Origin of the sequence: Streptomyces antarcticus, from assembly GCF_026627255.1 — a bacterium.
Classification (GTDB): Bacteria; Actinomycetota; Actinomycetes; order Streptomycetales; family Streptomycetaceae; genus Streptomyces; species Streptomyces antarcticus.
Genome location: NZ_JAPNLM010000013.1, coordinates 22,151 through 46,493, shown reverse-complemented (window position 1 = coordinate 46,493; position 24,343 = coordinate 22,151). Strand labels below are relative to the sequence as shown.

Annotated in this window: 25 protein-coding genes and 2 pseudogenes; 15 read left to right on the top strand and 12 right to left on the bottom strand. The window is 71.9% G+C overall.

Annotated features, from left to right (window positions below; all coding sequences use genetic code 11):
* Positions 1-239: 239 nt before the first annotated feature.
* The 7 genes from OTB16_RS20505 (at position 240) to mscL (ending at position 7,059) form a co-directional block, all read left to right on the top strand.
* Positions 240-1,700, top strand: coding sequence for a potassium/proton antiporter (locus OTB16_RS20505; RefSeq protein WP_383901962.1), 1,461 nt, complete (start codon positions 240-242; stop codon positions 1,698-1,700).
* Positions 1,701-2,135: 435 nt separating this feature from the next.
* On the top strand, positions 2,136-3,545 hold the full coding sequence (locus OTB16_RS20500; RefSeq protein ID WP_267721728.1) for an MFS transporter: 1,410 nt from the start codon (positions 2,136-2,138) through the stop codon (positions 3,543-3,545).
* 67 nt (positions 3,546-3,612) lie between these two features.
* Positions 3,613-3,927, top strand: a complete 315-nt coding sequence (locus OTB16_RS20495) for an FmdB family zinc ribbon protein (protein WP_267721727.1) — start codon at positions 3,613-3,615, stop codon at positions 3,925-3,927.
* Positions 3,928-3,996: 69 nt separating this feature from the next.
* Positions 3,997-4,830 (top strand): S-methyl-5'-thioadenosine phosphorylase, encoded by an 834-nt coding sequence (locus OTB16_RS20490; protein ID WP_267721725.1) that lies wholly within the window; start codon positions 3,997-3,999, stop codon positions 4,828-4,830.
* 216 nt (positions 4,831-5,046) lie between these two features.
* Entirely contained in the window at positions 5,047-5,604 is a 558-nt protein-coding gene (locus tag OTB16_RS20485) for a carboxymuconolactone decarboxylase family protein (protein ID WP_267721724.1), read from the top strand.
* Between the two features lie 180 nt (positions 5,605-5,784).
* Complete coding sequence (locus OTB16_RS20480; protein ID WP_267721723.1) at positions 5,785-6,405, top strand: hypothetical protein; 621 nt, start codon at positions 5,785-5,787, stop codon at positions 6,403-6,405.
* A 105-nt stretch (positions 6,406-6,510) separates the two neighbouring features.
* A complete protein-coding gene (gene mscL, locus OTB16_RS20475) occupies positions 6,511-7,059 on the top strand; it encodes a large conductance mechanosensitive channel protein MscL (RefSeq protein ID WP_267721722.1) in 549 nt (182 codons plus the stop codon).
* 22 nt (positions 7,060-7,081) lie between these two features.
* Here the strand turns inward: mscL and OTB16_RS20470 are convergent, their stop codons facing one another.
* Both OTB16_RS20470 and OTB16_RS20465 read right to left on the bottom strand, forming a co-directional pair.
* Positions 7,082-7,327: a hypothetical protein gene (locus OTB16_RS20470; protein WP_267721721.1), complete on the bottom strand. Its 246-nt coding sequence runs from the start codon at positions 7,325-7,327 to the stop codon at positions 7,082-7,084.
* Positions 7,328-7,364: 37 nt separating this feature from the next.
* The gene (locus OTB16_RS20465; protein WP_267721720.1) at positions 7,365-8,606 is read right to left on the bottom strand and encodes an MFS transporter; all 1,242 of its coding nucleotides are present in this window, start codon (positions 8,604-8,606) and stop codon (positions 7,365-7,367) included.
* A gap of 257 nt (positions 8,607-8,863) precedes the next feature.
* On the opposite strand from OTB16_RS20465, the gene OTB16_RS20460 reads away from it, so the two are divergent.
* Together OTB16_RS20460 and OTB16_RS20455 are read left to right on the top strand one after the other, a co-directional pair.
* Entirely contained in the window at positions 8,864-9,040 is a 177-nt protein-coding gene (locus OTB16_RS20460) for a hypothetical protein (RefSeq protein WP_267721719.1), read from the top strand.
* Positions 9,041-9,068: 28 nt separating this feature from the next.
* Positions 9,069-9,275, top strand: a pseudogene (locus OTB16_RS20455) (low temperature requirement protein A); the annotation flags it as partial.
* Positions 9,276-9,389: 114 nt separating this feature from the next.
* Here OTB16_RS20455 and OTB16_RS20450 read toward each other — a convergent pair.
* The 3 genes from OTB16_RS20450 to OTB16_RS20440 form a co-directional block, all read right to left on the bottom strand.
* Positions 9,390-10,217 (bottom strand): protein kinase family protein, encoded by an 828-nt coding sequence (locus tag OTB16_RS20450; protein WP_267721718.1) that lies wholly within the window; start codon positions 10,215-10,217, stop codon positions 9,390-9,392.
* Between the two features lie 78 nt (positions 10,218-10,295).
* Positions 10,296-10,739 (bottom strand): glycine-rich domain-containing protein, encoded by a 444-nt coding sequence (locus OTB16_RS20445; protein ID WP_267721717.1) that lies wholly within the window; start codon positions 10,737-10,739, stop codon positions 10,296-10,298.
* A 169-nt stretch (positions 10,740-10,908) separates the two neighbouring features.
* Positions 10,909-11,058, bottom strand: a complete 150-nt coding sequence (locus OTB16_RS20440; protein ID WP_267721979.1) for a hypothetical protein — start codon at positions 11,056-11,058, stop codon at positions 10,909-10,911.
* Positions 11,059-11,292: 234 nt separating this feature from the next.
* Here OTB16_RS20440 and OTB16_RS20435 point away from each other — a divergent pair, with 234 nt between their 5' ends.
* From OTB16_RS20435 to OTB16_RS20425, 3 genes and pseudogenes are all read left to right on the top strand, one after another.
* Positions 11,293-12,633, top strand: coding sequence for a tetratricopeptide repeat protein (locus OTB16_RS20435; protein ID WP_267721716.1), 1,341 nt, complete (start codon positions 11,293-11,295; stop codon positions 12,631-12,633).
* Positions 12,634-12,762: 129 nt separating this feature from the next.
* Positions 12,763-13,476: pseudogene (locus OTB16_RS20430) on the top strand (low temperature requirement protein A); the annotation flags it as partial.
* A 120-nt stretch (positions 13,477-13,596) separates the two neighbouring features.
* On the top strand, positions 13,597-14,880 hold the full coding sequence (locus OTB16_RS20425) for a cytochrome P450 (protein ID WP_267721715.1): 1,284 nt from the start codon (positions 13,597-13,599) through the stop codon (positions 14,878-14,880).
* A 243-nt stretch (positions 14,881-15,123) separates the two neighbouring features.
* Here OTB16_RS20425 and OTB16_RS20420 read toward each other — a convergent pair whose 3' ends face one another.
* Both OTB16_RS20420 and OTB16_RS20415 read right to left on the bottom strand, forming a co-directional pair.
* Positions 15,124-15,621, bottom strand: coding sequence for a DUF5949 family protein (locus OTB16_RS20420; RefSeq protein WP_267721714.1), 498 nt, complete (start codon positions 15,619-15,621; stop codon positions 15,124-15,126).
* A 57-nt stretch (positions 15,622-15,678) separates the two neighbouring features.
* Positions 15,679-16,290: a DUF4352 domain-containing protein gene (locus OTB16_RS20415; RefSeq protein WP_267721713.1), complete on the bottom strand. Its 612-nt coding sequence runs from the start codon at positions 16,288-16,290 to the stop codon at positions 15,679-15,681.
* Between the two features lie 177 nt (positions 16,291-16,467).
* Between OTB16_RS20415 and OTB16_RS20410 the strand changes: the two genes are divergently transcribed.
* On the top strand, positions 16,468-16,914 hold the full coding sequence (locus OTB16_RS20410; RefSeq protein WP_267721712.1) for a DUF6299 family protein: 447 nt from the start codon (positions 16,468-16,470) through the stop codon (positions 16,912-16,914).
* 77 nt (positions 16,915-16,991) lie between these two features.
* Here OTB16_RS20410 and OTB16_RS20405 read toward each other — a convergent pair whose 3' ends face one another.
* From OTB16_RS20405 to OTB16_RS20385, 5 genes are read right to left on the bottom strand one after another with little or no spacing between them, the layout of a single operon-like run.
* Positions 16,992-17,192 (bottom strand): hypothetical protein, encoded by a 201-nt coding sequence (locus OTB16_RS20405; protein ID WP_267721711.1) that lies wholly within the window; start codon positions 17,190-17,192, stop codon positions 16,992-16,994.
* Positions 17,193-17,245: 53 nt separating this feature from the next.
* Positions 17,246-19,333 (bottom strand): SpoIIE family protein phosphatase, encoded by a 2,088-nt coding sequence (locus tag OTB16_RS20400; protein WP_267721957.1) that lies wholly within the window; start codon positions 19,331-19,333, stop codon positions 17,246-17,248.
* Between the two features lie 14 nt (positions 19,334-19,347).
* Positions 19,348-19,629: a hypothetical protein gene (locus OTB16_RS20395; RefSeq protein WP_267721710.1), complete on the bottom strand. Its 282-nt coding sequence runs from the start codon at positions 19,627-19,629 to the stop codon at positions 19,348-19,350.
* A gap of 24 nt (positions 19,630-19,653) precedes the next feature.
* Positions 19,654-20,937 carry an NAD(P)-binding domain-containing protein gene (locus OTB16_RS20390; RefSeq protein WP_267721709.1) on the bottom strand — a complete coding sequence of 428 codons (1,284 nt, stop codon included), beginning with the start codon at positions 20,935-20,937 and terminating at the stop codon, positions 19,654-19,656.
* A 25-nt stretch (positions 20,938-20,962) separates the two neighbouring features.
* Positions 20,963-22,435 carry a carboxylate--amine ligase gene (locus OTB16_RS20385; protein ID WP_267721708.1) on the bottom strand — a complete coding sequence of 491 codons (1,473 nt, stop codon included), beginning with the start codon at positions 22,433-22,435 and terminating at the stop codon, positions 20,963-20,965.
* 27 nt (positions 22,436-22,462) lie between these two features.
* Here OTB16_RS20385 and OTB16_RS20380 point away from each other — a divergent pair, with 27 nt between their 5' ends.
* Together OTB16_RS20380 and OTB16_RS20375 are read left to right on the top strand one after the other, a co-directional pair.
* On the top strand, positions 22,463-22,678 hold the full coding sequence (locus tag OTB16_RS20380; RefSeq protein WP_267721707.1) for a hypothetical protein: 216 nt from the start codon (positions 22,463-22,465) through the stop codon (positions 22,676-22,678).
* Positions 22,679-22,729: 51 nt separating this feature from the next.
* Positions 22,730-24,340, top strand: coding sequence for a glycoside hydrolase family 26 protein (locus tag OTB16_RS20375; protein WP_267721706.1), 1,611 nt, complete (start codon positions 22,730-22,732; stop codon positions 24,338-24,340).
* Positions 24,341-24,343: the final 3 nt, after the last annotated feature.

Sequence of the window (24,343 nt, the reverse complement as noted above, 5' to 3'; positions counted from 1 at the left end):
GGAGCAACCATAGGCGCAGGACCCGACTCGTTGATCCGCCAGGGGTCGGGCTGCCGAGGACAGGGGCGGACGGGCGTTTCACAATGTGGGTATCACGTCAAGAGAGTGTCAAAGATTAGGTAAGGTAACGAAGTACTTGCCGACGCGCCTCGGGAGTATCCATCCGCCGCGCGCTTCGAGGAAAGGGCCGCCCGCTGACTGTCCACGATCTCAATGAGCTGCTGCTGGTCTGCTCGCTCGTGCTGCTCATCGCCGTCGCGGCGGTGCGCGTCTCCTCGCGGAGCGGCCTTCCCAGCCTGCTCATCTACCTCGGCATAGGCATCGCGATAGGCCAGGACGGCATCGGCAACGTCGTCTTCGACAACGCCGAGCTGACCCAGGTCATCGGCTATGCCGCGCTGGTCGTGATCCTCGCCGAGGGCGGTCTGGGCACCAAGTGGAAAGAGATCAAACCCGCCCTGCCGGCAGCGATCGTGTTGTCGCTGGTGGGTGTCGCGGTCAGCGTGGGCGTGACCGCGGCCGCGGCGCACTACCTCGTCGGGCTCGAATGGCGCCAGGCCCTGCTGATCGGCGCGGTCGTCTCCTCGACCGACGCGGCGGCCGTCTTCTCGGTCCTGCGCAAGGTCCCGCTGCCGTCGCGGATCACCGGCGTCCTGGAGGCCGAGTCCGGCTTCAACGACGCCCCCGTGGTGATCCTGGTGGTGGCGTTCGCGACCGTCGGCCCCGTGGACGACTGGTACGTCCTCATCGGCAAGATCGCGCTGGAGCTGACGATCGGCGCGGCCATCGGCCTGGCGGTCGGCTTCATGGGCGCGTACGGACTGCGGCACGTGGCCCTGCCCGCCTCCGGCCTGTACCCGATCGCCGTGATGGCCATCGCGGTCGCGGCGTACGCGGCCGGCGCGATGGCGCACGGCTCCGGCTTCCTCGCCGTCTACCTGGCGGCCATGGTGCTGGGCAACGCGAAGCTCCCGCACTGGCCGGCCACCCGCGGTTTCGCGGACGGGCTCGGCTGGATCGCCCAGATCGGCATGTTCGTCCTGCTGGGCCTGCTGGTCACCCCGCACGAGCTGGTCCACGACTTCTGGCCCGCCGTGATCATCGGGTTGGTGCTCACGATGGTGGCGCGGCCGCTGGAGGTCTTCGTCAGCCTGCTGCCCTTCCGGGTGCCCTGGCAGGAGCAGGCCCTGATGTCGTGGGCCGGCCTGCGCGGCGCGGTCCCCATCATCCTGGCGACCATCCCCATGGTGTCCGGGATCGAGGGCAGCGACCGCGTCTTCAACATCGTCTTCGTGCTGGTCGTCGTCTACACCCTGGTGCAGGGGCCGACCCTGCCGTGGCTGGCGCGCAAGCTGGAGCTCGGCGACAGCGACGAGGCCGCCTCCGACCTCGGCATCGAGTCGGCGCCGCTGGAGAAGCTGCGCGGGCACCTGCTCTCCTTCGCGATCCCGCCGGCCTCGCGGATGCACGGCGTCGAGGTGAGCGAGCTGCGGCTGCCGCCCGGGGCGTCGGTGACGCTGGTGGTCCGGGACGCGAAGAGCTTCGTACCGGCGCCGTCCACGGTGCTGCGGCGCGGGGACGAGCTGCTGGTGGTGGCCACGGATCCGGTACGGGACGCGGCCGAGGCGCGGCTGCGGGCGGTGGCCAAGGGCGGCAAGCTGGCGGGCTGGCTCGGGACGAACGGCGGGGCGCGGTCCTGAAGGCGGACGGTGTCCGGAAGACGGCGTTCGGTGTCCGGAATCCGATGGATCTTCGTACGAGTTTGAATTAGAGCGGCGTTCTAATTCGCCAATTCCGGGGGTGTGTGGGCTGTTTTGCCCGTGTTTCAGGGGCTCCCACGGGCGAAGTTTCCGTTAATCGCAGGTGAAGACCTGCCCTGTCGCCGGAATCACAGGGCGGGGTAGTTACATTCCCTGTACGATGAAGGCACACCACATCGAACCAACTCTGCCTGACGCAGAGCTGGCGCGACCGCAAAGCGGCCGTGGCACCCCCCGCAGTGGGCGCCCAGGTATCACTCGGTATTGCGCAAGAGGACAGCTCTCGGGGCTCCCACATGTACGGGTGCGGTCGCTCACGAGGCGGCGCATCGTCCGCAGACGGGGAGTTCTACCAGGCAGCGGAAAGGCCAGGCCGTGACATCCGCGGTCACGACCGACACGTCCGCCCGCCCCGGTTACGGACAGCTCCTGCGCACACCCGGCGCCCTCGGCTTCCTGCTCCCCGGCTTCGCAGCCCGCCAGCCCTTCGCCATGCTGATCATCGGCATCGTCCTGCTGGTCCAGCACACCACCGGCTCGTACGGGGACGCCGGCATCGTCGCCACCGTCACCGGTGTGTCCATGGCCCTCTTCGCCCCCCAGATGGGCAAGCTCGTCGACCGCCGAGGCCAGAGCGCCGTCCTGGTCCCCGTCGTCTTCGCGCACGCCGCCGCCATCGGCGCCCTGACCGCGCTCGCGCTGCTGGGCGCGCCTATGTGGGCGCTCGCGCTGGCCGCCGTACCGGCCGGTGCCTCCGTACCGCAGGTCGGGCCGATGGTCCGGGCCCGCTGGGCCGCCAAGCTGGAGGGCTCGCCGCTGGTGCCGACCGCGGCCGCGTTCGAGTCCGTCACCGACGAGCTGACCTTCGTCGTCGGCCCGGTGCTCGCGACCTTCCTGTGCACCACGATCCACCCCTCCGCCGGCCTGATCGCCGAGGCGTCCCTGACGCTGCTCGGCGGCCTGCTGTTCGCCGCCCAGCGCGGCACCCAGCCCAAGCCCGCACCGCGGCTCGCGGGCGGCGAGAAGCACGCTTCCGCCCTGTCCATCCCCGGTCTGCGCGTCCTGGTCATCGCCTTCGTGGGGATCGGCGCCGTCTTCGGCGGCATGCTGATCTCGCTCGCCGCGTTCTCCAACGAGATGGGCAACCCGGGCGCCAACGGCCTGCTGTACGGCGTCTTCGCCGGCGGCAACATGATCGCGGGCATCGCCTGCGGCACGATCGCCTGGAAGATCGGCCCGCGCCGCCGGCTGATCCTCGGCTACGTCGGCCTCACCGCCGCCGCGTCCGTCCTGTGGGCCGCGAACTCCGTGATCCTGCTGGGCGCGCTCGGCCTGGTCGTCGGCCTGTGCATCGCCCCCGCCCTGATCACCGGCTACACCATGATCGAGCAGCTGGTCCCGGCCTCCTCCCGGACCGAGGCGTTCACCGCGCTGACCGGTGCGGTCGCCCTGGGCCAGGCCGCAGCGGTCACCGTCGCGGGCCGGCTGACCGACGCCTACGGCTCGACCGCCGGGTTCCTGGTGCCGATGGCCGCCACCGCGCTCGCGCTGGTCGTCCTGCTGTCCCTGCGGGGCAAGCTGGCACCCAAGGCGCCGAGCCGGATCGTGAGCTCGTCCTCGGACGCGGGGTCACCGAGCGCGGGGTCACCGAGCGCGGGGTCACCGAGCGCGGCGCCGTCACACACGGCGTCGTCGAACACGGCGTCGTCCACGCGCCCGCCGGCCGCCCGGAACCGGGTGAACGAGCGTGGGATCGGTCACCGCGTGCCGGTGACGGTGGACTGATCGGCCGGAATACGTCACCATGGAGCGTCGTTAGCACTCATTGAGTCAGAGTGCCAGGAGGAAATTCGTGCCGACCTACCAGTACCAGTGCACCGAGTGCGGTGAGGGCCTTGAGGCCGTGCAGAAGTTCACCGATGACGCGCTGACCGTGTGCCCGAGCTGTGACGGACGCCTGAAGAAGGTGTTCTCCGCGGTCGGCATCGTCTTCAAGGGCTCCGGTTTCTACCGGAACGACAGTCGCGGCTCTTCGTCGAGCAGCACACCCGCCTCGAAGCCGGCCTCGACCTCGTCGTCCACGACGTCGACCGCCGCGCCCGCTCCCGCCGCTTCGTCCTCCACGACGTCGTCGAGCTCGAGCAGCAGCTCCACCTCGGCTGCCTGACCGCTGTCGCGAGACCCCGCCGCCCCACCGGGCAGCGGGGTCTTCCGCATGCCCGGTTAGGGTGACTCCATGGTGAACGCAGAGATCGGTGTCATCGGCGGCTCGGGCTTCTACTCCTTCCTGGAGGACGTCTCCGAGGTCCGGGTGGAGACCCCGTACGGTCCCCCCAGCGACTCCCTGTACGTCGGTGAGCTGGCCGGCCGCCAGGTGGCCTTCCTCCCCCGGCACGGCAGCGGTCACACCGTTCCGCCGCACAGGATCAACTACCGGGCCAACCTGTGGGCGCTGCGCTCGGTCGGTGTGCGCCAGGTGCTCGGCCCGTGCGCGGTCGGCGGCCTGCGGGCCGAGTACGGCCCCGGCACGCTGCTCGTTCCCGACCAGCTGGTCGACCGTACGAAGGCCCGGGCGCAGACCTTCTTCGACGGGGAGCCGCTGCCCGACGGCAGCGTGCCGAACGTCGTCCACACCACCTTCGCCGACCCGTACTGTCCGGTCGGCCGCTCGGTCGCCCTCGCGGCCGCCCGGGGGCGCGACTGGGAGCCGGTGGACGGCGGCACCATGGTCGTCGTCGAGGGGCCCCGCTTCTCCACCCGCGCCGAGTCCCGGTGGCACGCGGCGGCCGGCTGGTCGGTGGTCGGCATGACGGGGCACCCGGAGGCGGTCCTCGCCCGGGAGCTGGGACTCTGCTACACCTCCATGGCACTGGTCACGGACCTGGACGCGGGAGCCGAGACGGGTGAGGGCGTGTCCCACACCGAGGTCCTGAAGGTGTTCGGCGCGAACGTCGGGCGACTGCGCGAGGTCCTCTTCGACGCGGTGGCGGCCCTGCCGGCGACGGAGTCGAGGGACTGCCTGTGCACGCACGCGCACGACGGCTGGGATCTGGGGATCGAGCTGCCGTAGCGCCGTGGCCCCCGTAGCGCCGTAGCCCGCAGCGCCGTAGCCCTGAGAGGGGGCGGTGCGGGGCGGGGGACGGTCGGGCGCGGGCGGCGGACGTGCCGGCGGGCGGGGCGTGCGGAAACGTTTTCGCGGAGGGTGTCACATTCCGCGGGGCCGTCCGGTCCCAGTGGGTGAAGGCCCATCGGGACCGTCCGTCCGTCCGCTCAGGAGGCGACCGCCATGCCCCGTATCTCGCTCACCCCGCCCGACTCCCTCCTCACGCGCCTCGGCGCCTGGTACTCCCGCCGCACCTACGGCAAGGTCCTCGACCCGGGCCTGGCGTACGGGCACCACGCGCGCGTGCTGTCGACGTACGTCGGCCTGGAACGGCGGGCGGCGAAGTGGAACGCCCTCGACTCCGGGCTCAAGCACCTCGCGGTGATGGCGGCCGCGGCCCTGATCAACTGCTCGTGGTGCGTGGACTTCGGCTACTGGGAAGGCCGGAAGCTGGGGCTGTCGCGGGAGAAGATCGAGGGCGTGCCGCGGTGGCGGGAGGCCCCGGAGGTGTTCACCGGGCTGGAGCTGCTGGTCATGGAGTACGCCGAGGCCGTCACGGAGACCGGGCCGACGGTCACCGACGAGCTGGCCGCGGACCTGATCGCACGGCTCGGGGAGCCCGCGTTCGTCGAGCTCACGGCGATGGTCGCCCTGGAGAACTGGCGCTCGCGCGTCAACAGCGCCTTCGGCCTGACCAGCCAGGGCTTCGCGGAGGACTGCCGGATCCCGGGCGGGCGGTGACGCCGCCCGCGGCGGGTGGTGCGGGCGCAGAGGCGGGGTAATCCGTGGGGGTGACTGGGTTGTCCACAGGCTGGGGGTCGTCCACAGGCCGGAGCGGGAGGCGGCGGGAGGCCGGATCGTGGGGGTGGTCCGGACGTCGTGTCCGGACCCCGCAACCCACTCAGCTCGGCGGTGGTCGTCATGTCCCGTACGTCTTCTGCTTCTTCTGTTTCGCCGGCGCCTCTCGTTTCGTCGGCGTCTTACGTTCCGCCGGCCGCTTCGGCCTTCGCGACGCACGCGGCGCTGCCCGCCCCTCCGGGGCTCGTCGTGGCGCCGGCCTGTCCCTCCACGTGTCCCCCCGCGCGCCGGGTTCCGGCCTTCCCACCGCTCCGGGTGGGGCGGGGCGGGTACCGGCTGCGCCGGGCCGTGCGGCGCCGGCGGCGGGCGGCCGCGGCCGGGATGGCCGTCCTCGCGGCGGCCCTGGCGGTGGGCGGCACGGAGGCGCGGGCCTCGCGCGGGGCCGCGCCACCGGTGGTAAAGCCGCCCCCGGCCGCTGTCCGGCTGGTGTCGGCGCCGGTGCGCATCGCGGACGCCGCGACCGTACGGCTGTTGCGGCCCGGAGACCGGGTCGACGTGGTCGCGGCGGAGCGCGCGGGACCGCCGAGGGTGGTGGCCGCGGGGGCACGGGTCGCCGAAGTCCCGCGTCCTGAGGAAGGTGTTGGGGACGGCGGTGCGCTGGTGGTCCTGGCCGTGCCCCGGGACACGGCGCGGGTACTCGTGGGTGCGGGCACGACGGCGCGGCTGGCGGTGACGTTGTGCTGAATCGCACACGCGCACAGTCAAGTCACCTCGAGCTGCGCCCCGATTGGACACGCCGGGCCCGGACTGCCGTAGTTTTCGGAACCGTTGGCTCCGAAATCGGCACATATGAAGAAGGGCTCAGTGGTGAGCGAGAAGAAGAAGGAGAGCGTCCTGGCGGGCTTCAAGGCCTTCCTGATGCGCGGCAACGTGGTCGACCTGGCGGTCGCCGTGGTCATCGGCGCGGCGTTCACGAACATCGTGAACTCCATCGTCAAGGGGATCATCGGACCGCTGGTGGGCGCCATCGGGACCAAGAACCTCGATGTCTACAAGTCGTGCATCAAGGACCCGTGCGGCATCGACGGGAAGGGGCAGCCCACGGGTGTCGAGATCCTCTGGGGCTCGGTCCTCAACGCGGCGCTCACCTTCGTGATCACCGCGGCCGTCGTCTACTTCCTGATGGTGCTGCCGATGGCGAAGTACCTCGCCAAGGTGGAGGCGCGCCGCAAGGCCAAGGAAGGCGTCAAGGAGACCATGGAGATCACCGAGCTGGAGGTCCTCAAGGAGATCCGGGACACCCTGGTCGCCCAGCGCGGCGCCAACGGCGACGGCGCGGGGACGACGGGGTCAGGTCCGACGGGTACGGGTCCCACGGGGTCGCGCGACGCGTTCTAGGCGTACGGGCCGGTCCGGCGGCTCAGACGTGGTGCGGGGGCTTCTCGTCGAGGAAGCGGGCCAGGTCGGCCGTGCTTCCGCCGGCGGGCGGCCGCTCGCCCCAGCCGCGGTCGGTGTCGTCCGAGGACTGCTGGTCCAGCGGATCGTCGAAGACCAGCCGGGGCTTCGGCCGGGGCTTCCCTCCGGTCGGCGACGGCTCGGCCGACCGCGGAGACGGCTGCGGGGACGGCTGCGGGGACGGCGGGTCGGAGGCGGGGGCGGGGCTCATGCCTCCAGGGTACGGCCGCACCCTCCCCCGGTCCCGGTCAGCTGGGGGCTTCCGCGCCCTTGCGGGCGTAGAACCACCAGGCCACCACCACGCACGAGGCGTAGAAGGCCACGAAGCCCCACATCGCGCTCGTCACGGCGAAGTTCGCGAACATCGCCGGGATGAAGAAGAAGCCGTAGGCGGCGATGGCGGCCGTGAAACCGGTCACCGCGCCCGACTCGATCTCCGCCTGCTTCAGCGCGGAGGCGTACTCCGGGGTGCCCTCCGTCAGGCCCTTCAGGTGCTGGCCGCGGAAGATGACGGGGATCTGCCGGAAGGTCGAGCCGTTGCCGATGCCCGAGAAGAAGAAGGCCGACAGGAAACAGAAGAAGAAGCCGTAGAACGAGCCCTGGTCCGAGCCGGCCGGCAGGAAGGTGATCACGCCGATGATCGACGCGGCCATGCCCACGAAGGACAGGATCGTCACCAGGGCGCCGCCCAGCTTGTCGGCGATCCAGCCGCCCGCCCAGCGGGCCAGCGCGCCCAGCGCCGGGCCCATCCAGGCGTAGGTGGCCACCGGGTACGCCGGGAAGGTGGTCTTGATCAGCAGCGGGAGCGCCGCCGCGAAGCCGATGAAGGAGCCGAAGGTGCCGACGTAGAGCCAGGTCATCACCCAGTTGTGCTTGCGCTTGAAGATGATCTTCTGCTGGCTGAAGGGCGTGGAGGCCACCTTCAGGTCGTTCTGCCCGAACCACGCGACGGCCGCCAGCACGATCAGGACCGGCACCCACACGAAGGCGGCGTTCTGGAGGTAGATCTCCGAGCCGTCCGCCTTCTTCTGGCCCGCGCCGATCGCGAGGACCGAGGACGTGATCAGGATCGGGGTGAGGAGCTGGACGACCGAGACGCCGAGGTTGCCCAGGCCGCCGTTGATGCCGGTCGCGTTGCCCTTCTCCTGCTTCGGGTAGAAGAAGCCGATGTTCGCCAGCGAGGAGGAGAAGTTGGCGCCGCCGATGCCGCACAGGGCGGCGATCGCGATCATGGTGCTGTACGGGGTGTCCGGGTTCTGCACCGCGAAGCCCAGCCACAGCAGCGGGACGATCAGCACGAGCGTCGAAACCGCGGTGAAGCGCCGCTGGCCGATCATCGGGCCGATGAACGTGTAGAGGATCCGCGCGGTGCCGCCGGTGATGCCGGGCACCGCCGTCAGCCAGAACAGCTGGGACTGCGAGAAGCCGAAGCCGACGTCCTTGAGGCTGGTCGCCGTGATGCTCCAGACCTGCCAGACCACGAAGGCCACGAGTACTGCGCCGGATCGGCGAGCGACCTCTGCCCTTCCTTGGTGGCGGTACTCATTGCACTTCCTGAAGTCAAAAGGACCCACCGCATCCGCGGCACCTCCGGTACAGCCCTGTGCGCGGCGCGGCTCGCGGGGCTGCTCGCGGACGACGGCGGCCCGGCTCCGGTGCCGGTGGTCCCGGCGTACCTGACGTCGGCGGGGCGGCCGTACCCGAGGCGCCGGCCGCGCTCCGGGCGGCCGGGCACCGCCGGATCGCGGTGGCGGCGCACCTGCCGGCCCCGGGCCGGTTCACGCAGGCGCTGGCGGGCTGCGGCGCGTGGACGGTGTCGGAGCCGCCGGCCGACCACCCGCGCGTGGCCCGGCTGGTGCTGGAACGGTACGAGGCCTCCGCGCGGGGCACCGCGGCGGTCCAGGCAGCGCGCCTGGCCTGCTGACGGCGGCCCTCCTGGTCTGCTGGCCGGCATGGCCTACTCACCCATGATCGCCCGCAGTCCCGACGAGGGGCACCGCACGGCGACCCCGCTGGAGCTGTTCTTCGACCTCTGCTTCGTCGTCGCGATCGCCCAGTGCGGTGCCCGGCTGGTGCACGCGGTGGCCGAGGGTCACCCCCTGACCGGGGTGATCGGCTACTTCTTCGTCTTCTTCGGCGTGTGGTGGGCGTGGCCTAACGGTGCAACAGGTTGATCTGAGCCTAGCGTCTCCCCTGGTCCGGGGACCATCGGCACAGCAGGAAGCCCCGCCCATGCGCCATGAGGAAGCACACAAACGGGGCCAGGCTGAGCCCTACAGAGCCGCGCTCAGCCTCTCGCAGACCTCGGCACTTGTAGGCCGGTCAGCGGGCGAACGGGTCAGCATGTGAGGGATGAGACCACCCAGCGCTCCGGGGACGTTCACGGGGCGGTGAGGGCCCGCCACGATGGCTTGCCGCTGAACCTCCCGGGAAGCATCGTCCGGGTAGGCGACGTGCCGCCATCCCGTCGCGCTGATGAACAGTGCCGCTCCCAGTGCGTACACGTCAGCTTCCTGTGTCGGCGTCGCTGTGCCCGACTCCAACACGCTGCCCGAGACTTCCGGCGCTTCGTAGTGGACGAGACAGCCCCGGTACGGGAAGTCATAGGCGCGGGGAATTCGCCCTCCGCTGGACAGCGCAAGATCGATCAGGAACGCGCCGCCCACCTCACCCAGGAGGAAATGCGCGGGCTGCACATCCCCGTGCACCCATCCCATTCCGTGCAGTCCCGACAGCGCCACGGCGCACGACAGGGCCTCTCCGATGTTCGGCTGAGCCTTCCCGTCCCGGCAGGGTGCCCACCGGTCATAGAGGCTCTCGCCACGCCGCCACGGCTGAGCGCCCCACGTCCCGTGCTCCCACTCCCCGCTGAAGATCCGCTCATGGGTGAGCTGTCGCAGAACGGCGGCTTCACGGGCAGGGGCAAGCGCGGTCCATGCGTGCGTCCGACTCGGGTAGCCGACCTTCACCGCGTACGGACCAACCTCCGTCTTCATCTTCCAGACAGACGACCCGCGCCGGTTGAGGACCAGTTCGGCGGGGCCCGGATTGAGGAGTTGCAGCGCACCGTCCGGCGGGCTGTACGGGCCATCGAAAATCATGCTTCACCTTCCAACAGCGAGGCCGGTCACCGTAGTTGGCGACCGGCCCCCTCTTCACCTGTCTGGTTCGGCCGGCAGTCAGGCGGCCCGGTAATCGCGCCCACAGTCAGAGTCGCACTGCGCAGCGTTCTCACCGTTCACGGTCCACAGCGCATCCAGCACCATGAACCCGCTGTTCTTGATCGCGTGCGCCGTCGCCTGCACCTCGGCCAGGACCCGGCCACCACCACCCGGGCGCGGGTTGTGTTCCAGGAACCGGCCCGCGTACGTCTCGCAGAACTCGCGATAGTCGGCGGTGTGCAGGATGAACGAGTGCAGCGCGCCGTCCACGTCGTCGCTCGGGACCATCTTCACCGTGGCCGTGCCGACCGTGGCGAGGAACGCGAGGGCCTGATCCGTTGCCTGCTCCGCCTCCGTCGGGGCGTAGCCGAAGTGGGTCACGGTGAACTCGGCGATGCTGTCGAACAGATCCGAGCTGACCAGCGCGCGGCCGGTCCGAAGGTCGTTCGCGGTTGCCGTCATGGCTGTGCCTCCTTGTGTTGGATGAGCTGTTCCGCAGCACGTCGAACAAGGACGGGAGCCGCACGCCATATGGCCGCCTCCCACTCCTGGGCCTCCCGCTCCGCGAAGATCCGCACCAATCCGGCGTCGATCTCCGCGCGCTGTTCCGGGGTGAACCTGAGGAGCCTTCTCACATCCGCTCCCTTATCCGCTGGCTCGTGTTGGCGGTGACCACAGCAGCACTCAGGGCGTCCGACTGGTAGGCGGCCTTCAGGCTCTCCGGGTCGGCCTCCCACTCCCGGCCACCATTCAGCGGGCGAAGTTGGTAGCGGGGTCCCACGTGGCCCATGACGCGGCCCACACGGCCCGTGGAGACGTCCAGCGCCGTTTTCCCCCGCCTCCCAGTCCCGGGGGTGCTCACGTGCGCTCTCAGGGCTGCTCATGGCTGCACCTCTCGTGCTCGTTCGGCTGCTCACAGAAGGCAACCGCGTGACCACGGCAGAGGGGTACCGTTGCAACAGCGCCAGGACTTAAGAGCTTTAAGCGGCTTGAAGACGTGGGGAGTTGATGACTGGTGACCAGTCCCAACGAATCGCTTGCCCGACTGCACCGGCAAACCGGCTGGACGCTGCGCCAGTTCGCCCAAGAGGTCAACAAGCTGGGCACCGAGCGGGGAACACCCCTCAAATACCGCGAACCCTCAGTGCACCAGTGGCTCAAGGGGCACATGCCCAAAGAGACCGTCCGCCCGCTGATCCTGGAAGCTCTGGCCCGAAAGCTCGGCCGCCCCATCACGCACAGCGAAGCGGGATTCCCGCCCCCTCCCGCCGAAGAGTCCAGCGCGCTCCCCAGTACCGTGGAAGGGCTGCTGGACCTGGGGAGGCAAGATATGGACCCGTCGCGCCGGAGCGTGCTCGGAGTCGGTCTGTTCTCTGTCGCCCTAACCGTGCCCAATTGGCCGGACGTGGTCGGCCGAATGGAAGCCGCCCAAAGCGGCGAGACTCAGCGCATAGGGCTGCCCGATGTCCAGTCGGTCATCGCCATGACGGAACGACTGTCAGACATTGACGATCAATTCGGCGGCCGGACAGCACGTCCCATGGCTGCCGCATACATGGTCAACACCGTGGCCCCTTATCTGCGCGCTGACGCTCCGGAGAGTGTTCGGAAAGCGATGATGGCGGCAGCGTCTGACCTTTGCTACCTGACGGGCTACATGGCCGTTGATGAGGGCGTACATGGAACGGCCCAGGGTTATTATCTCAGGGCACTGGAACTGGCCGGAGCCTCAGAGGATCACCTGACGTTCTGCACCACCCTTCGGGGAATGAGTGTGCAGGCGGTCGACGTGGGGCACGGTGCGGAAGCGCTAAGGCTTGCTGACGCTGCTGCCGCCGCTTCCCCTCAGGCTGGCCCCAGGATGCGCGCATTCCTCGCCGGACAGCAGGCGCATGCAGCAGCCCAAGAAGGCGAAAGCCGAACGGCACTGCGTTACATTGGTGAGGCCGAAGTGGCAATGGAGAAAGCCGAGTCGCAGTCCAAGACATTCGGGTCCTACAACCCTTCTTCACTGGCCTATCACGTGGGACAGGTGCGCTACGAACTGGGCGACGTGGCTGGCTCCATTGCCTCGCTCAAGGAATCGGACAGGCTACGGCCGAGCGCATTCCGGCGGACCAGCATCCGCTATCTGTCCATGCTGGCCGAACGGCAATTGGAAGTCGGGCACTTGGAAGCGGCTTGTGAAACGTGGGGCAGGGTCCTGGACATATATCCGCTAGTGCAGTCCGGGCAGTGTGACCGAAGCATTGCCGCCATGCACAGCCGGATTCGCCCCTACCTGAAGAACCACACAGCGCGAGACCTGTCTGAGCGGGCCCGACTTGTGACGCCACCAAGCTTGCTGCCTCGCTAGAACTGACGAATCGCCAGAAATGAATAAGCCCCGTGCAAGCCACCAGGAAGGCAGCGAGTACGGGGCCGAGGGCCTGATCATCTACTTGAGGGGTCGAAACGTGGGCGTTTCCGAGAAGAGCCGAAAGATATGGTCTGCCAGGCGGGGTGGGTGGCGCTGCTGTTCGCCCCCGGCGACCTGAAGCGGTGGCTGTTCCTGGTGGTGGCCGCGGCCGAGCTGCTGGTGCCGGTGGTGGCCGAGCGCGGCCACCAGACGCCGTGGCACGCGCACCACATCGTGGAGCGGTACGGCCTGTTCACCATCATCGTGCTGGGCGAGACGATCGCCGCGAGCACGGTGGCGGTGAAGTCGGCGCTCGACGAGCACGAGGCCCTGGGCGAGCTGCTGCCCATCGCAGCGGGCGGCCTGCTGATCGTCTTCGCCGCCTGGTGGATCTACTTCGCGGTCCCGATGCACCAGCGGCTGACCTCCAACCGCGAGGCCATCCCGTGGGGCTACGGCCACCTGCTGATCTTCGCTTCGGGCGCGGCGATCGGGGCGGGCATCGAGGTCGCCGTCGAGCACGCGGTCGGCAAGGCGCACATCTCCCAGGCCGCGGCGAACGCCGCCGTCACCATCCCGTCCGCGCTCTTCCTGCTGATGGTGTGGCTGCTGCACTCCCGCTACTTCAAGCGCGGCGTCGCCCAGCAGCTGACCCTGCCGCTCGCCGCCCTCGTGATCCTGGCCTGCACCTGGGCGGGCCCGTACGCCGTCCTGTACGCGGGCCTCGCCGCGACGGCCACGATCGCCGTCGGCCTGACCCTGGCCACCCGGGGCGGCCGCCCGGACCACGTCGTGCTCTGAGGCCGCCCTGCGGGCCCCGGGTCCGCCGCCCCGGCAACGGCACCGGGCCGGGCCGTCACCCCGCGCCGCCGCGAGCGTTCTCCAGCGCAGCGGAACGGCGCGACAGGAAGAGGCACGGCCATGACACTCCCGGCTCAGCGACACGGCACCGGAACGGACCCCGGCCCCGGCCCCGGCCCCGGCCCCGGAGGGGAACTGGCCGAGCCCGGCTTCTGGCAGCTCCCCCCGGAGCACCGCCTGGCGGCCTTCGCCCGCCTCCGCGCCCTCGGCGCCCCCGTGTTCGTCCCCGAGGGGGCCGGGCGCGGGCACTGGGCCCTCGTACGGCACTCCCAGGTGCAGGAGGCCAGCCGCCTGCCCAAGGTGTTCGCGAGCGCCCCCGGCGTGACCACCCCGGAACCGGCCCGCTGGGTGCGCGCGTTGTTCGGGGACTCGATGGTCAACCTGGACGGCCCCGACCACGCCCAGCTCCGCAAGATCGTCCAACGGGCCTTCACGCCCCGCCTGCTGGCGGCCGCCGAGGAGGATGTCCACGCGGTGGCGGCCCGGATCGTGGACGACGTACTGGAGGAGCGGCCGGACGAGTTCGTCTCGGCGGTGGCCTCCCGGCTGCCCCTGGAGGTCATCTGCAACATGATGGGCATCCCGGAGCGCTACCGGGCGGAGATCGCCGACCGCGTCAACCACGCCTCCGAGCACATCGGCGTGGAACGGGGCCTGGCCGCCCGGTTGCGGATGCCCGGACGCGGCCTGCGGGCGCTGGCCCGGATGCAGCGGATGGTGGCGGGCATCGGCCGCGAGCGGCGCAAGAACCCCACCGACGACCTGATCTCGGCCCTGGTCCGCGCGAACGTCGACGGCCAGGCGCTCGGCGCCCGCCAACTCGGCGCCTTCTTCTCCCTCTTGATGGTCGCCGGGGTGGAGACCACCCGCAACGCGATCACCCACGGGCTGACCCTGCTGACCGACCACCCCGCGCAACGGGACCTGCTGCTCTCCGACTTCGAGGCGTACGGGGACGGCGCGGTCGACGAGATGATCCGCCACTCGACGCCGATCATCCAGTTCCGCCGGACGGTCGTCGCCGAACACACCATGGACGGGCACCTGTTCCGCCCGGGCGACAAGGTGGTGCTGTACTACGCCTCCGCCAACCGCGACGAGGGCGTCTTCACGGACCCGGACGCCTTCGACATCACCCGCTCGCCCAATCCGCACCTGGGCTTCGGCGGCGGCGGCCCGCACTTCTGCCTGGGTGCGCACCTGGCCCGGGTGGAGATGCGGGCGCTCTTCCGCGAGCTGCTGACCCGGCCGGTCGGGCTGCGCGCGGTGGGCCTGCCGGACCTGGCGGGGTCGAACTTCGACAACCGGGTCCGCTCGCTCAGGTTCGCCTTCGAACGGCCCTGAGCCCGACGGCCCCGACCGGGACCGGGACCGGGGCCGGGGCCGGGGCCGGGACCGCAACCGGACCGGCCACCGGGCAGGCTGGGGGCCCGGCGGTCGGCGGCCCGTCACCGGAGTCGGGCGCGGACTTCAGGCGCGGACTTCAGGCGCGGGCGTCAGGCGCGGGCGTCAGGCGCGGGCGTCAGGCGCGGGCGTCAGGCGCGGGCGTCAGGCGCGGGCGTCAGGCGCGGGCGTCAGGCGCGGGCGTCAGGCCTGGAGGGTCTGCACCGCGAGGACGCAGTGGGCGCTGCTGGTGAGGACTTCCTCGTCGCCCGCGAAGGCCTGGAGGACCTCCGCCGTCACCGGGCGTCCCGGAACCGCCTCGGGCCAGGCGCGCGTGGCGAAGAGGAAGTAGGCCTGGCCGCTCTCGTTGGCCGCCGCGACCCACTCGTCGGGAGCGGTGCAGGTGGCGTTCAGCCCGGGAAGGGTCAGCGTGACCTGGTTGCCGGCCATCAGCACGATCTGGACCGCGAAGGTGCGCGGGTTGCGGGTGCCGTCCATGACCACGTCGCCGATGGGCAGGCCGATCTCCTCGAGCAGCCCGCGCGCGGCCGTCTCGCCGGCCTCCTGGCCCTCGGGGCCGTCGCCGAGCGTGTAGGCGAGGAGGTAGGGGATGTCGTGCCCGTCGGAGGGGTCGCCGATCCAGGCGAGCACCGAAAGAGTGCCGAGGTGGGACCGGTCGATCTCGGCTTGAGTAGAAGTCATGCGCCGCACCCTAGTGGTCCGGCGCCCGGCCCTTTCACGGCCTTTCACCCGGGCGGGCTATACGGCCCAGAAACCCCCTCCGGAATTCGTCTGCGTGTTCGCGTCCTGGTACTGGAGCCGCGCGATGGAGACGTTTTCCGGAATTTCGAACACCACCCATCCCTCGGCCCGCTCACCCACCGCGAGGGAATCGAAGACGAGTGGTTTGCCGGTCGTCAGCTCGCCGGTGGGCACCACCGCGTGGCGCTGCCCCGCGCTGTCGTGCGCCCACATGCGTCCGAGCGCCCCGTACGAGTCCCCGCCGACGTTGACGAACGACATCGAGGCGGCCACCCAGCGCTTGCCCGCGGCCGGGGCGAAGTTCTTCTCGACGCTGACCGCGGGGTCCACGTACGCGTTCAGCACCGCCTGGAGGTGCCGTCCGACCTGCTGTCCGCGCACCCGTACGGAGTCACCCACCCGGGCGTCCTTCACGGCGGGCCGCGCGGGCCCCCCGGCCCCCGGCTCCCCCTCCGCGCCCGGGGCCCCGTCGTCCACCGGCACGGCGGGCGCCGCGGCGGGCGCGAGCGCGGCGCCCTCGGGAGCGCTCTGGCAGGCCGTGGCACCGAACAGGAGGAGCGGGAGCAGGGCGGCGGCAACGAGCGGGGCGGGGACGGCGGACTGGCGCATGCGGAATCCCTTCGGGGATGTATTCCGGTCAGTCTCACGCGCCCGAGCGGGCAATTGCACACACCGACACGAGTGTGCGGAGCGGGTTGGCGCCCATATGCCAGCACAATGCGTTCCGGCGGATTCCCGCCGACAGAATCCGCATCACGTCAACAGCCGCGTCCACCTGGAGGAATCATGCGCGTTTCCCGACCCCGCCTGGCCCTGGCGGCCCTTTCCGCACTGGCCGCCGCCACCGTTCTCACCGCCACCGCGAGCGCCGCCCACGGCGGTAATGAGATTTCCGTACAGGAGGACGCGCGGATCGGCGGGGACGGCACCGTCACTCTTTCCGGGACCTACCGCTGCGCCCCGCCGTCACCCGTGGGGACGGTTCAGATCGCCGCGACCGTCCTCCAGGAGGGCACCAGGCTGGGCTTCGGCGGCGGCGAGGCCGACTGCGACGGCGAGGTGCACCGCTGGGAGGCCACGGGCACCCTGCGCCTGACGCCCGACGTCCACCCGGGCGCCGCCGCCGCCGAGGTCCGCCTCCAGGAGATCCGCCGCTCGGGCGGCCTGCTCCCGACCTCGCTGCGCACCGTCGCGGAGGACCGCCGGGACATCGAGCTGCACCCGTCCCGCTGAGCGGCCCGGGTACGCCACCGTTCCGGTAGCCGCCGCCACCGTTCCGGTAGCCGCCGCCACCGTTCCGGTAGCCGCCGCTACCGGCACTCGGGCGCGACGCCCGTCATCGACATGAACGCCGTCGACTGGCACCCGGGGTCCGCGTGCGGGCGCCCCGTCGTCCAGTCCACGACCGTCGGCACCCCGGCCGCCAGCAGGAGCAGCGCGAGGATGCCCGTCGTGGCGCCCTTGCCGAGCCTGCGTACGGGCGCGGTCCGACCCGAAGACTTCCGTTCCATAGCCGCATCATCACCCCGCCCCCGGCGCCCCACAACTCGGCGTCACCAGACGGTCACCCCGCGCTCCGGGGGCTTCCCCCGGCGTCGAACTCGCACCACACCGCCTTGCCGTCGCCCCGGGACTCCACGCCCCAGTGCGTCGCCAGCGCGTCCACAAGCAGCAGGCCGCGCCCCGTCGTGGCGGCCTCGCCCGGGGTGCGGCGGCGCGGCCACACGCTGGAGCGGTCCTTGACCCACAGCCGGATCCGCCGGACCGGCTCCGGCAGCACCTCCATGGTCAGCACCGCTCCGCCGTCCGTGTGCAGCAGGGCGTTGACCAGCAGTTCCCCGGCCGCCAGCTCCACGTCGTCGGCGATCTCGGGCATGCCCCAGTCGCGCAGCGCCTGCCGCAGGGCGTGGCGGGCCTCGGAAAGCCCCTCGGGGTCGGCCTGGTGGACGTACTGGTGGATGCGCGGCGCCCGGTGGGTGCCCGGGTCGGGGGCCCGGCGCAGCACCAGAAGGGCCACGTCATCACCGGAGCCCCAGCGCTCCCACAGCCGGTCCAGGAGGTGGTCGGCGAGCGCCCCGGCCCCCTGCGGGCCGCTGCGCACGGCCTGCGCGAGGGCCTCCATGCCCTGGGTGATGGCGGTGCCGGGCTCCTCCACCAGGCCGTCCGTGCAGAGCACCAGCGTCTCCCCGGGGACGAGGTCGAGACGGGTCTCGGGGAACTCCTCCTGCGCGAAGAGGGTGGCCACGCCCAACGGCAGCCCGCCGCGTACGTTGGGCCAGCCCGTACGCCCGTCCGTGTGCCGGATCAGCGGGCCGAGGTGGCCCGCGCGGACCGCCCGTACGCTCCCCGACTCCAGGTCCACCTGCGCGTACATGCAGGTCGCGAAGCGCTCGGTGTCCAGTTCGGCGAGGAACCGCGAGGCCCGCGCCAGCACGGTGGACGGCGAATGGCCCTCCCCCGCGTACGCCCGCAGCGCGATCCGGAGCTGGCCCATGATGGCGGCCGCGTGCGTGTCGTGGCCCTGTACGTCGCCGACCACGATGCCGACCCGGTCGCGGGGCAGGGAGATCACGTCGTACCAGTCGCCGCCGACCTCCCGCCCGCTCCACGCGGCGTGGTAGCGGACGGCGATCTCCCCGCCCGTGATCTCGGGGATCCGGCGCGGCAGCATCGCCGCCTGGAGGCCGGTGGCGAACTCCCGCTCCTGGTCGAACAGGAGCGCCCGCTGGAGCGACTGCGCCACGATGCCCGCGAGGCCCAGGCACAGGTTGCGTTCCTCCGGGCTGAAATCGGTGCGCCGCCGGTAGAAGAGCACCAGCCCGCCGATGGCCCGGGCCTGCGCGATCAGCGGCAGGTAGGCGGCGGCGTCGTACCGGATGCGGCCGAGGTAGTCCCGCAGCAGGGGGAACTCCTCGCCGAGCGCGGCGAGGGAGGTGACGAAGCGCGCCTTGCGGGTCAGGACCGTCTGCGACAGCGGCAGTGAGCCGTCCATCCGGGTCGTGCTGCGCTCGCCGAGGATCTCCAGGGACTCCCCGCTCATCGCGATCATCTTCATCGTGCCGCCCTCGACGAGGCCGAGGGCCAGGCCGTCCGCGCCGAGCCGCTCCAGCGCGCCGGCCCCGGTCAGCGCGGCCGTGACGTCGTCGACCGTCACCGCCCGCGACAGGGCGTCCGTGGTCCGCTGCACGATCGTCGACTGCTGGGCGCGCGCCGACTCCAGCTTGCGCAACTGCGTCGCCTGGGCCAGCTCGGCCGTGGCGTCCCGGACGATCCCCACGATCCGGTAGGCCCGCCCGTCCGCGTCCCGGAGCACCCGGCCCTGGGTGTGCGTCCACTGGTCGCGGCCGTCCCGGCGGTGCACCGTGAAGTACGCGCCGTACGTCTCGCCGCCGCTGTCCAGGACGGCCACCACCGTCTCGCCCAGCCGGACGCCGTCCTCGGGCGGGATCCGTACGCCGAGGCCCTCCGGCGTGCCGTCGAACCCGTCCGGCTCCAGGTCGAAGACGGTCATCCCGGCCTCGTCCAGGACCAGGGTCCCGTCGCCGAGGTCCCATTCGAAGCTGCCCATGCCGTTCAGCGCGAGCCGCTCGCCCGGTCCGGTCAGGGGGGACCGCCGGCGCTGCTCGGGGCTGTCGCGCTCCGCCGCTGCCATGAGACTCACACCACCTAACGGCCGGGCCAGCACGGCTGCGAGATCAGCCGCTCCCACTCCTCGTCAGGATGCCCCGGAAGGGTGCGCCCGGCCTCCCGCCAGCGCGTGACCAGGGACAGGTAGATCGGCGGCTGGGCGGGGTGGGCGGGCGCCGCGTACGGGGCGCGGTCGTATCCGGCGTTCGTCGCGTAGGACGGACGGTCATACCCTGCGGTCCTGCCCGACGACGGTGGCTGTTCCCCCCGGCTGGCGGGGATCCGTACCCAGCCTCTGCCCTGTGCTCGCTCCCCGCTCATCGCGGACCCCTCTCACCGCGGCTCTCACCGCAGGTACGTCTTCGGATGCCCGGCCGTGGCGCGGTCGGTCCGTGCGGCGCCGGTGGAGCCCGGCAGCGGACCCCGGGCGCCGAGGCGCCTGCGGACTCCACCCACCAGTCTCCCCGCCGTGAAGCCCGCACCGTGCACGAATCGCATGGAAGGGCCGAATGAGGGAGCCGTCAGCAGCCCCGCGAAGAACAGTCCGGGCCACGAGGACTCGAAACCGGCGCTCAGCTCCGGCGTCCGGCTCTGCCCTACGGTCTCCAGCGCGGCCCGCAGCCCCGCGTCGAGGAGCTCCAGCCGGTCCAGGTCAGGGGTGAAGCCGGTCGCCGCGATGACGTGCGAGGCGTCCAGCACCAGCGGCTCCCCGGACCGGGAGGTCAGCTCCAGCCGGGTGCGGTCGCCCACCGCCGTCGCCCGGTGCAGCCGGTGCCCGAGCAGGGCCGGTACGCGCCGCTCGAAGCGGTCCCGCAGCCACCAGGCGCCCGCCGGGCCCAGCGCGGTCGCCGCGATCCGCTCCCGGGTGGCGGCGGGCAGCCGGTGCACCGCCCAGGGCAGCTCCGACCACACCCAGCTGCGCCAGCCGGTGCCGAGCCCGCTGTGCGGTTCGCGCAGGGCGCGCAGCGGGGGCCGGCTCAGGGGCTGCGGCAGCGTGTTCCAGTTCAGCCGGGCGCGCCGGGCCACCAGGCAGGGCCGGGCGCCCTGCTCGGCCAGCAGGGCGGCGGTCTCCAGGGCCGCCTGTCCGGCGCCGAGCACGGCGACCTCGCTCCCCGCGAAGCGGGCCAGGCCGCGGTGGCCGCTGCTGTGCGAGTAGTGCGCGGGAGGCAGGTCCCGCAGCGCCCGGGGGTGGTGGACGAAGGGCATCACCCCGACCGCGAGGGCGACCGTACGGGCGAGGAGCGGCGGTCCCTCGGCGGTGTGGACGCGGAAGCCGCCGCCGTGCGGGGTCACTTCCGTGACGGTCACCTCCTCCACCTCGGGCACGGCGTGGCGGGCGAACCACATCCCGTACGCGCTGAACGTGCCGATCGGCAGCGGAGTGCCGTGCTCCGCCGCCGTTCCGCGCGTGGCGCAGTAGTCGGCGAGGGTGTGCCGCCCGTCCGGTGCGGACAGGCTGGAGGACCAGGGCTCCGACTTCAGGTACATGCCGTCGGGCATGTGGTCGCGCCAGGAGGCCATGGGCCGCCCCAGCACGCGCACGCCGAGCCCGGCGCCCGCCGCGTGCGCGGCGATCGACAGCCCGTACGGGCCCGCGCCGATCACCACGAGATCGTCCGTCCGCGTCACGGCCGCCGTCCTTCCCTCTCCACGGTCAACGGGTCACCAGCTCGTCGGGCTCCGCCGGGGCCTCCGGCGGGGCCGGACGGGAGGCCGTACCACCGCCCGCGGTGTCCGGCCGGTCGCGGCCGCGCTGGCGGGGGGCGCGGACCACCGCGCGGGCGGTCCGGCGGCCGTGGGCGGGTACCCCGCGCAGGGCGCGCACGCCCTTGCCGGCGCCCCGGCCGAGGAAGGCGGCCAGCATCGCCAGGAACGGCAGCGGGTCGTCGGACGCGAACCAGGCCGCCTCGACCCTCCCCCGCTCGCCCCGCGGCAGCACCCGCGAGGGCCCCCGCCCCGCGGTACCCGCCGTCGGCTCGGCGGGAGCCGGGGCAGGGGCGGGGGCAGGGGCGGGGGCAGGGACCGCCGGCGCGGCCCCTGGCGCGGACCGCTGTCCGGCGACCGCCGGCCCGCTCCGCCGGCCGGGGACCACCCGGGCGCCCACGGCGGGCCGGACGGGAGGGGCGGGCCGGACGGGGGGCACCCTCGGAGCCGCCTCGGCCGCGGAGGGCTTCGGGCCCGCCGGGAGGCGGCGCGGCAGCGACCCGCCCCGCAGCACCGACAGCAGCGCGTAGTTCTCGGCGACGAACAACCGGCCCGGTCCGCCCGACGGCTCCGGGACCCGCTGCCCCGTCAGGTCCAGGTACATCGCCTGGACGACGTCCAGCCCGGACGCGTCCGTGAACAGCCGGAACTGCGCCCCCGGCCGGGGGTTGAAGTCCACCAGCCGGAAGGTGCCGCGCTCGTCGCGGCGGAAGTCCAGGTCCAGGATCCCCTGGTAGCCGAGGCGTTCGGCGAGCTTCAGCCCCGCCTCCTCCACCGCCGGGTCCGGCAGCCAGCGGCCCACGGCCGTCAGCCCCGTCCGCACCGGCCAGGACATCTCCTTGCGGCCCGAACCGGCCAGCAGCGGGCGTCCGCCGCGCGCGAAGGCCCCGTGGAAGAACCAGTCGGTGTCCGGCCCGGCCGGCAGGAACCGCTGGAGCAGCAGCCTGCTCCCGGCCTCGGCGGAGCGTTCGTGGAGGCGGCGCGCCTCGGCGACGGTGTGCACGAGCAGGGTGCTCCGCAAGCCCTCGGCCCCGGCGGGCAGCAGCCACGGCCGGGTCCACTTGGCGATCACCGGCAGTCCGAGGCTCCACGCGGCCTCCGCCGCCTCCGCCCCGCTCGCCGGGATCACGGTCTCCGGGTGCGGGACGTCCCACCGCGCGCAGAGCCGGGACAGCTCTCCCTTGTCGGCCACCCGGGCGGGCAGGTTGTCGGGCTGATGGGGGATCCGGAAACGGTCCGTCAGACCGGTCGCGATCCGGGACACGGCGATGGCGCTCAGATCATCCATGGCGATGAGGACGGCGGGCCGCCCGATCCGCTCGGACACCCCGGCCAGGCACTCCAGCAGCGCCTCGGGCGCCTGCGGGTCCAACCCTCCGTCAGGTCCCGCGTGCACGGTGCGCAGGTACCGCGAACGCCCCACGGGACCTCCCCCGTCCTCGACGACGGCATGGACCTCCACGCCCTTGCGGCCAAGGGATCTGACGGCGCCAAGGGTCCCGTGGTGGAACGGATTGCGATCGAGCCGGAGCAGGACGGCGGGCACATGGTTGGTGAACGCGTGCATGGGAACGGTGTCTTTCACCTAGTCGGACCAAGCAGGGATGGTGCGCAGCTGCGAATGGCCTACGCGGCGGTGACCGAACAGGCCATTCGTCAGATCTGATGTCTAACGTCTCTGGTAAGCACACCGATTCAGGAAAGCTCGGGAGACGCCATGCCCAGACCACGCCGCCGACTGGCGAGCACCTGCATCGGTACGGTCACGGCCGGACTGCTTGCGACCGGGGCCGCGCTCGCGGCACCCGAGGAGGACCGGCCCAAGGGCTCCGACATCGCCATGGGCGCCTATCTCGACTACGGGCCGCCCGGAGTGGCCCGCATCCCGCTCCTGTCGCGCTGGCTGGGCGGCAAGGAGATCCGGGTGGGGCACACCTATCTCCCCGGCGACCAGTGGGCGGGCATCGAGGGGAACGTGTCGTTCCTCGCGGACTGGGCCGCCTGGCGGCGGGCCGACGACGACCGGATGTTCGTCCTCAACGTGCCCATGCAGGCACGGAACGAGGAGCGGGTGCCCGACTACCAGGTGGCCCAGCTGATCCGGGCGGGCGCGGAGGGCCAGTACGACCGGCACTTCCGCAGGCTCGCCGAGAAGCTGGTGGCGCTGGGCGTCCCGGACACGGTGATCGTGCTCGGCTGGGAGATGAACGGCACCACCTACACCCACCGCTGCGGGCCGGACCCGGAGGGCTGGAAGACGTACTGGAAGCGCGCCGTCAACGCGATGCGGTCGGTGCCGGGTCAGAAGTTCAAGTTCGATTTCGCCCCGAACCGGGGCACGGACGCGATCGGCTGGACCAAGTGCTACCCCGGCGACGACGTGGTCGACATCATCGGGATGGATTCGTACGACCAGGCTCCCGGCCGGACCTTCGACGACCAGATCACCCAGCCGTACGGACTCCAGCAGCACGTCGACTTCGCGAAAGCACACGGCAAGCGGATCTCCTACCCGGAGTGGGGGCTGTTCCGGCGCGGGGACAATCCGGAGTACGTGCGCCGCATGCTGAAGTGGATCGAGCAGCACAAGCCGCTCTACCACACCATCACCGACTACTGCCCGCACGGCGTGTGGCAGTGCAAGCAGAACCCGGACTCGGCGAAGGTCTTCCGAGACGCTCTGACGCCCGAGAAGCCCGGCCCGGTGATCCCGACCCCGGTGATCCCGACGCCCGTGATCCCGACCCCCGTGGTTCCCACTCCCGTGGTTCCCACCCCGGTCGTCCCGACACCGCAGATCCCGACCCCGCAGGTCCCGACCCCCCAGGTCCCCACTCCGCAGGTCCCCACTCCGGAGATCCCGAGCCCGGTCGCCCCGAGCCCGGTCGCCCCGAGCCCGCTCGTGCCCAGCCCGCTCGTCCCCGCGCCCGTGGTCCCGACCCCGCAGGTCCCGACCCCGGAGATCCCCACGCCGCAAGTCCCCACGCCCGAGGTCCCCACGCCGGTCGCGCCGAGCCCGGTCGCCCCGAGCCCGGTCGCCCCGAGCCCGGTCGCCTCCAGCCCGGTCGCCCCGAGCCCGGTCGCCCCGAGCCCGGTGGGCCCGGCGCCCGAGAGCCCGGCGCCCTCGCCCGCGGCGCCGAGCCCGCTCGTCCCGACGCCCGTGCCGCCCAAGCCCCAGCCCCAGCCCCAGCCGCCGAAGCCTCCGACCAACAGCAAGCAGTGGTGCGTGCCGCTCAACTTCGGCGAGTGGCTCTCCAAGCTGGTCGGCAAACAGTCGGTCTGCGTCCAGGTCGACTGGAAGGACAACTTCGGTTTCTGGCCCTTCTAGCCC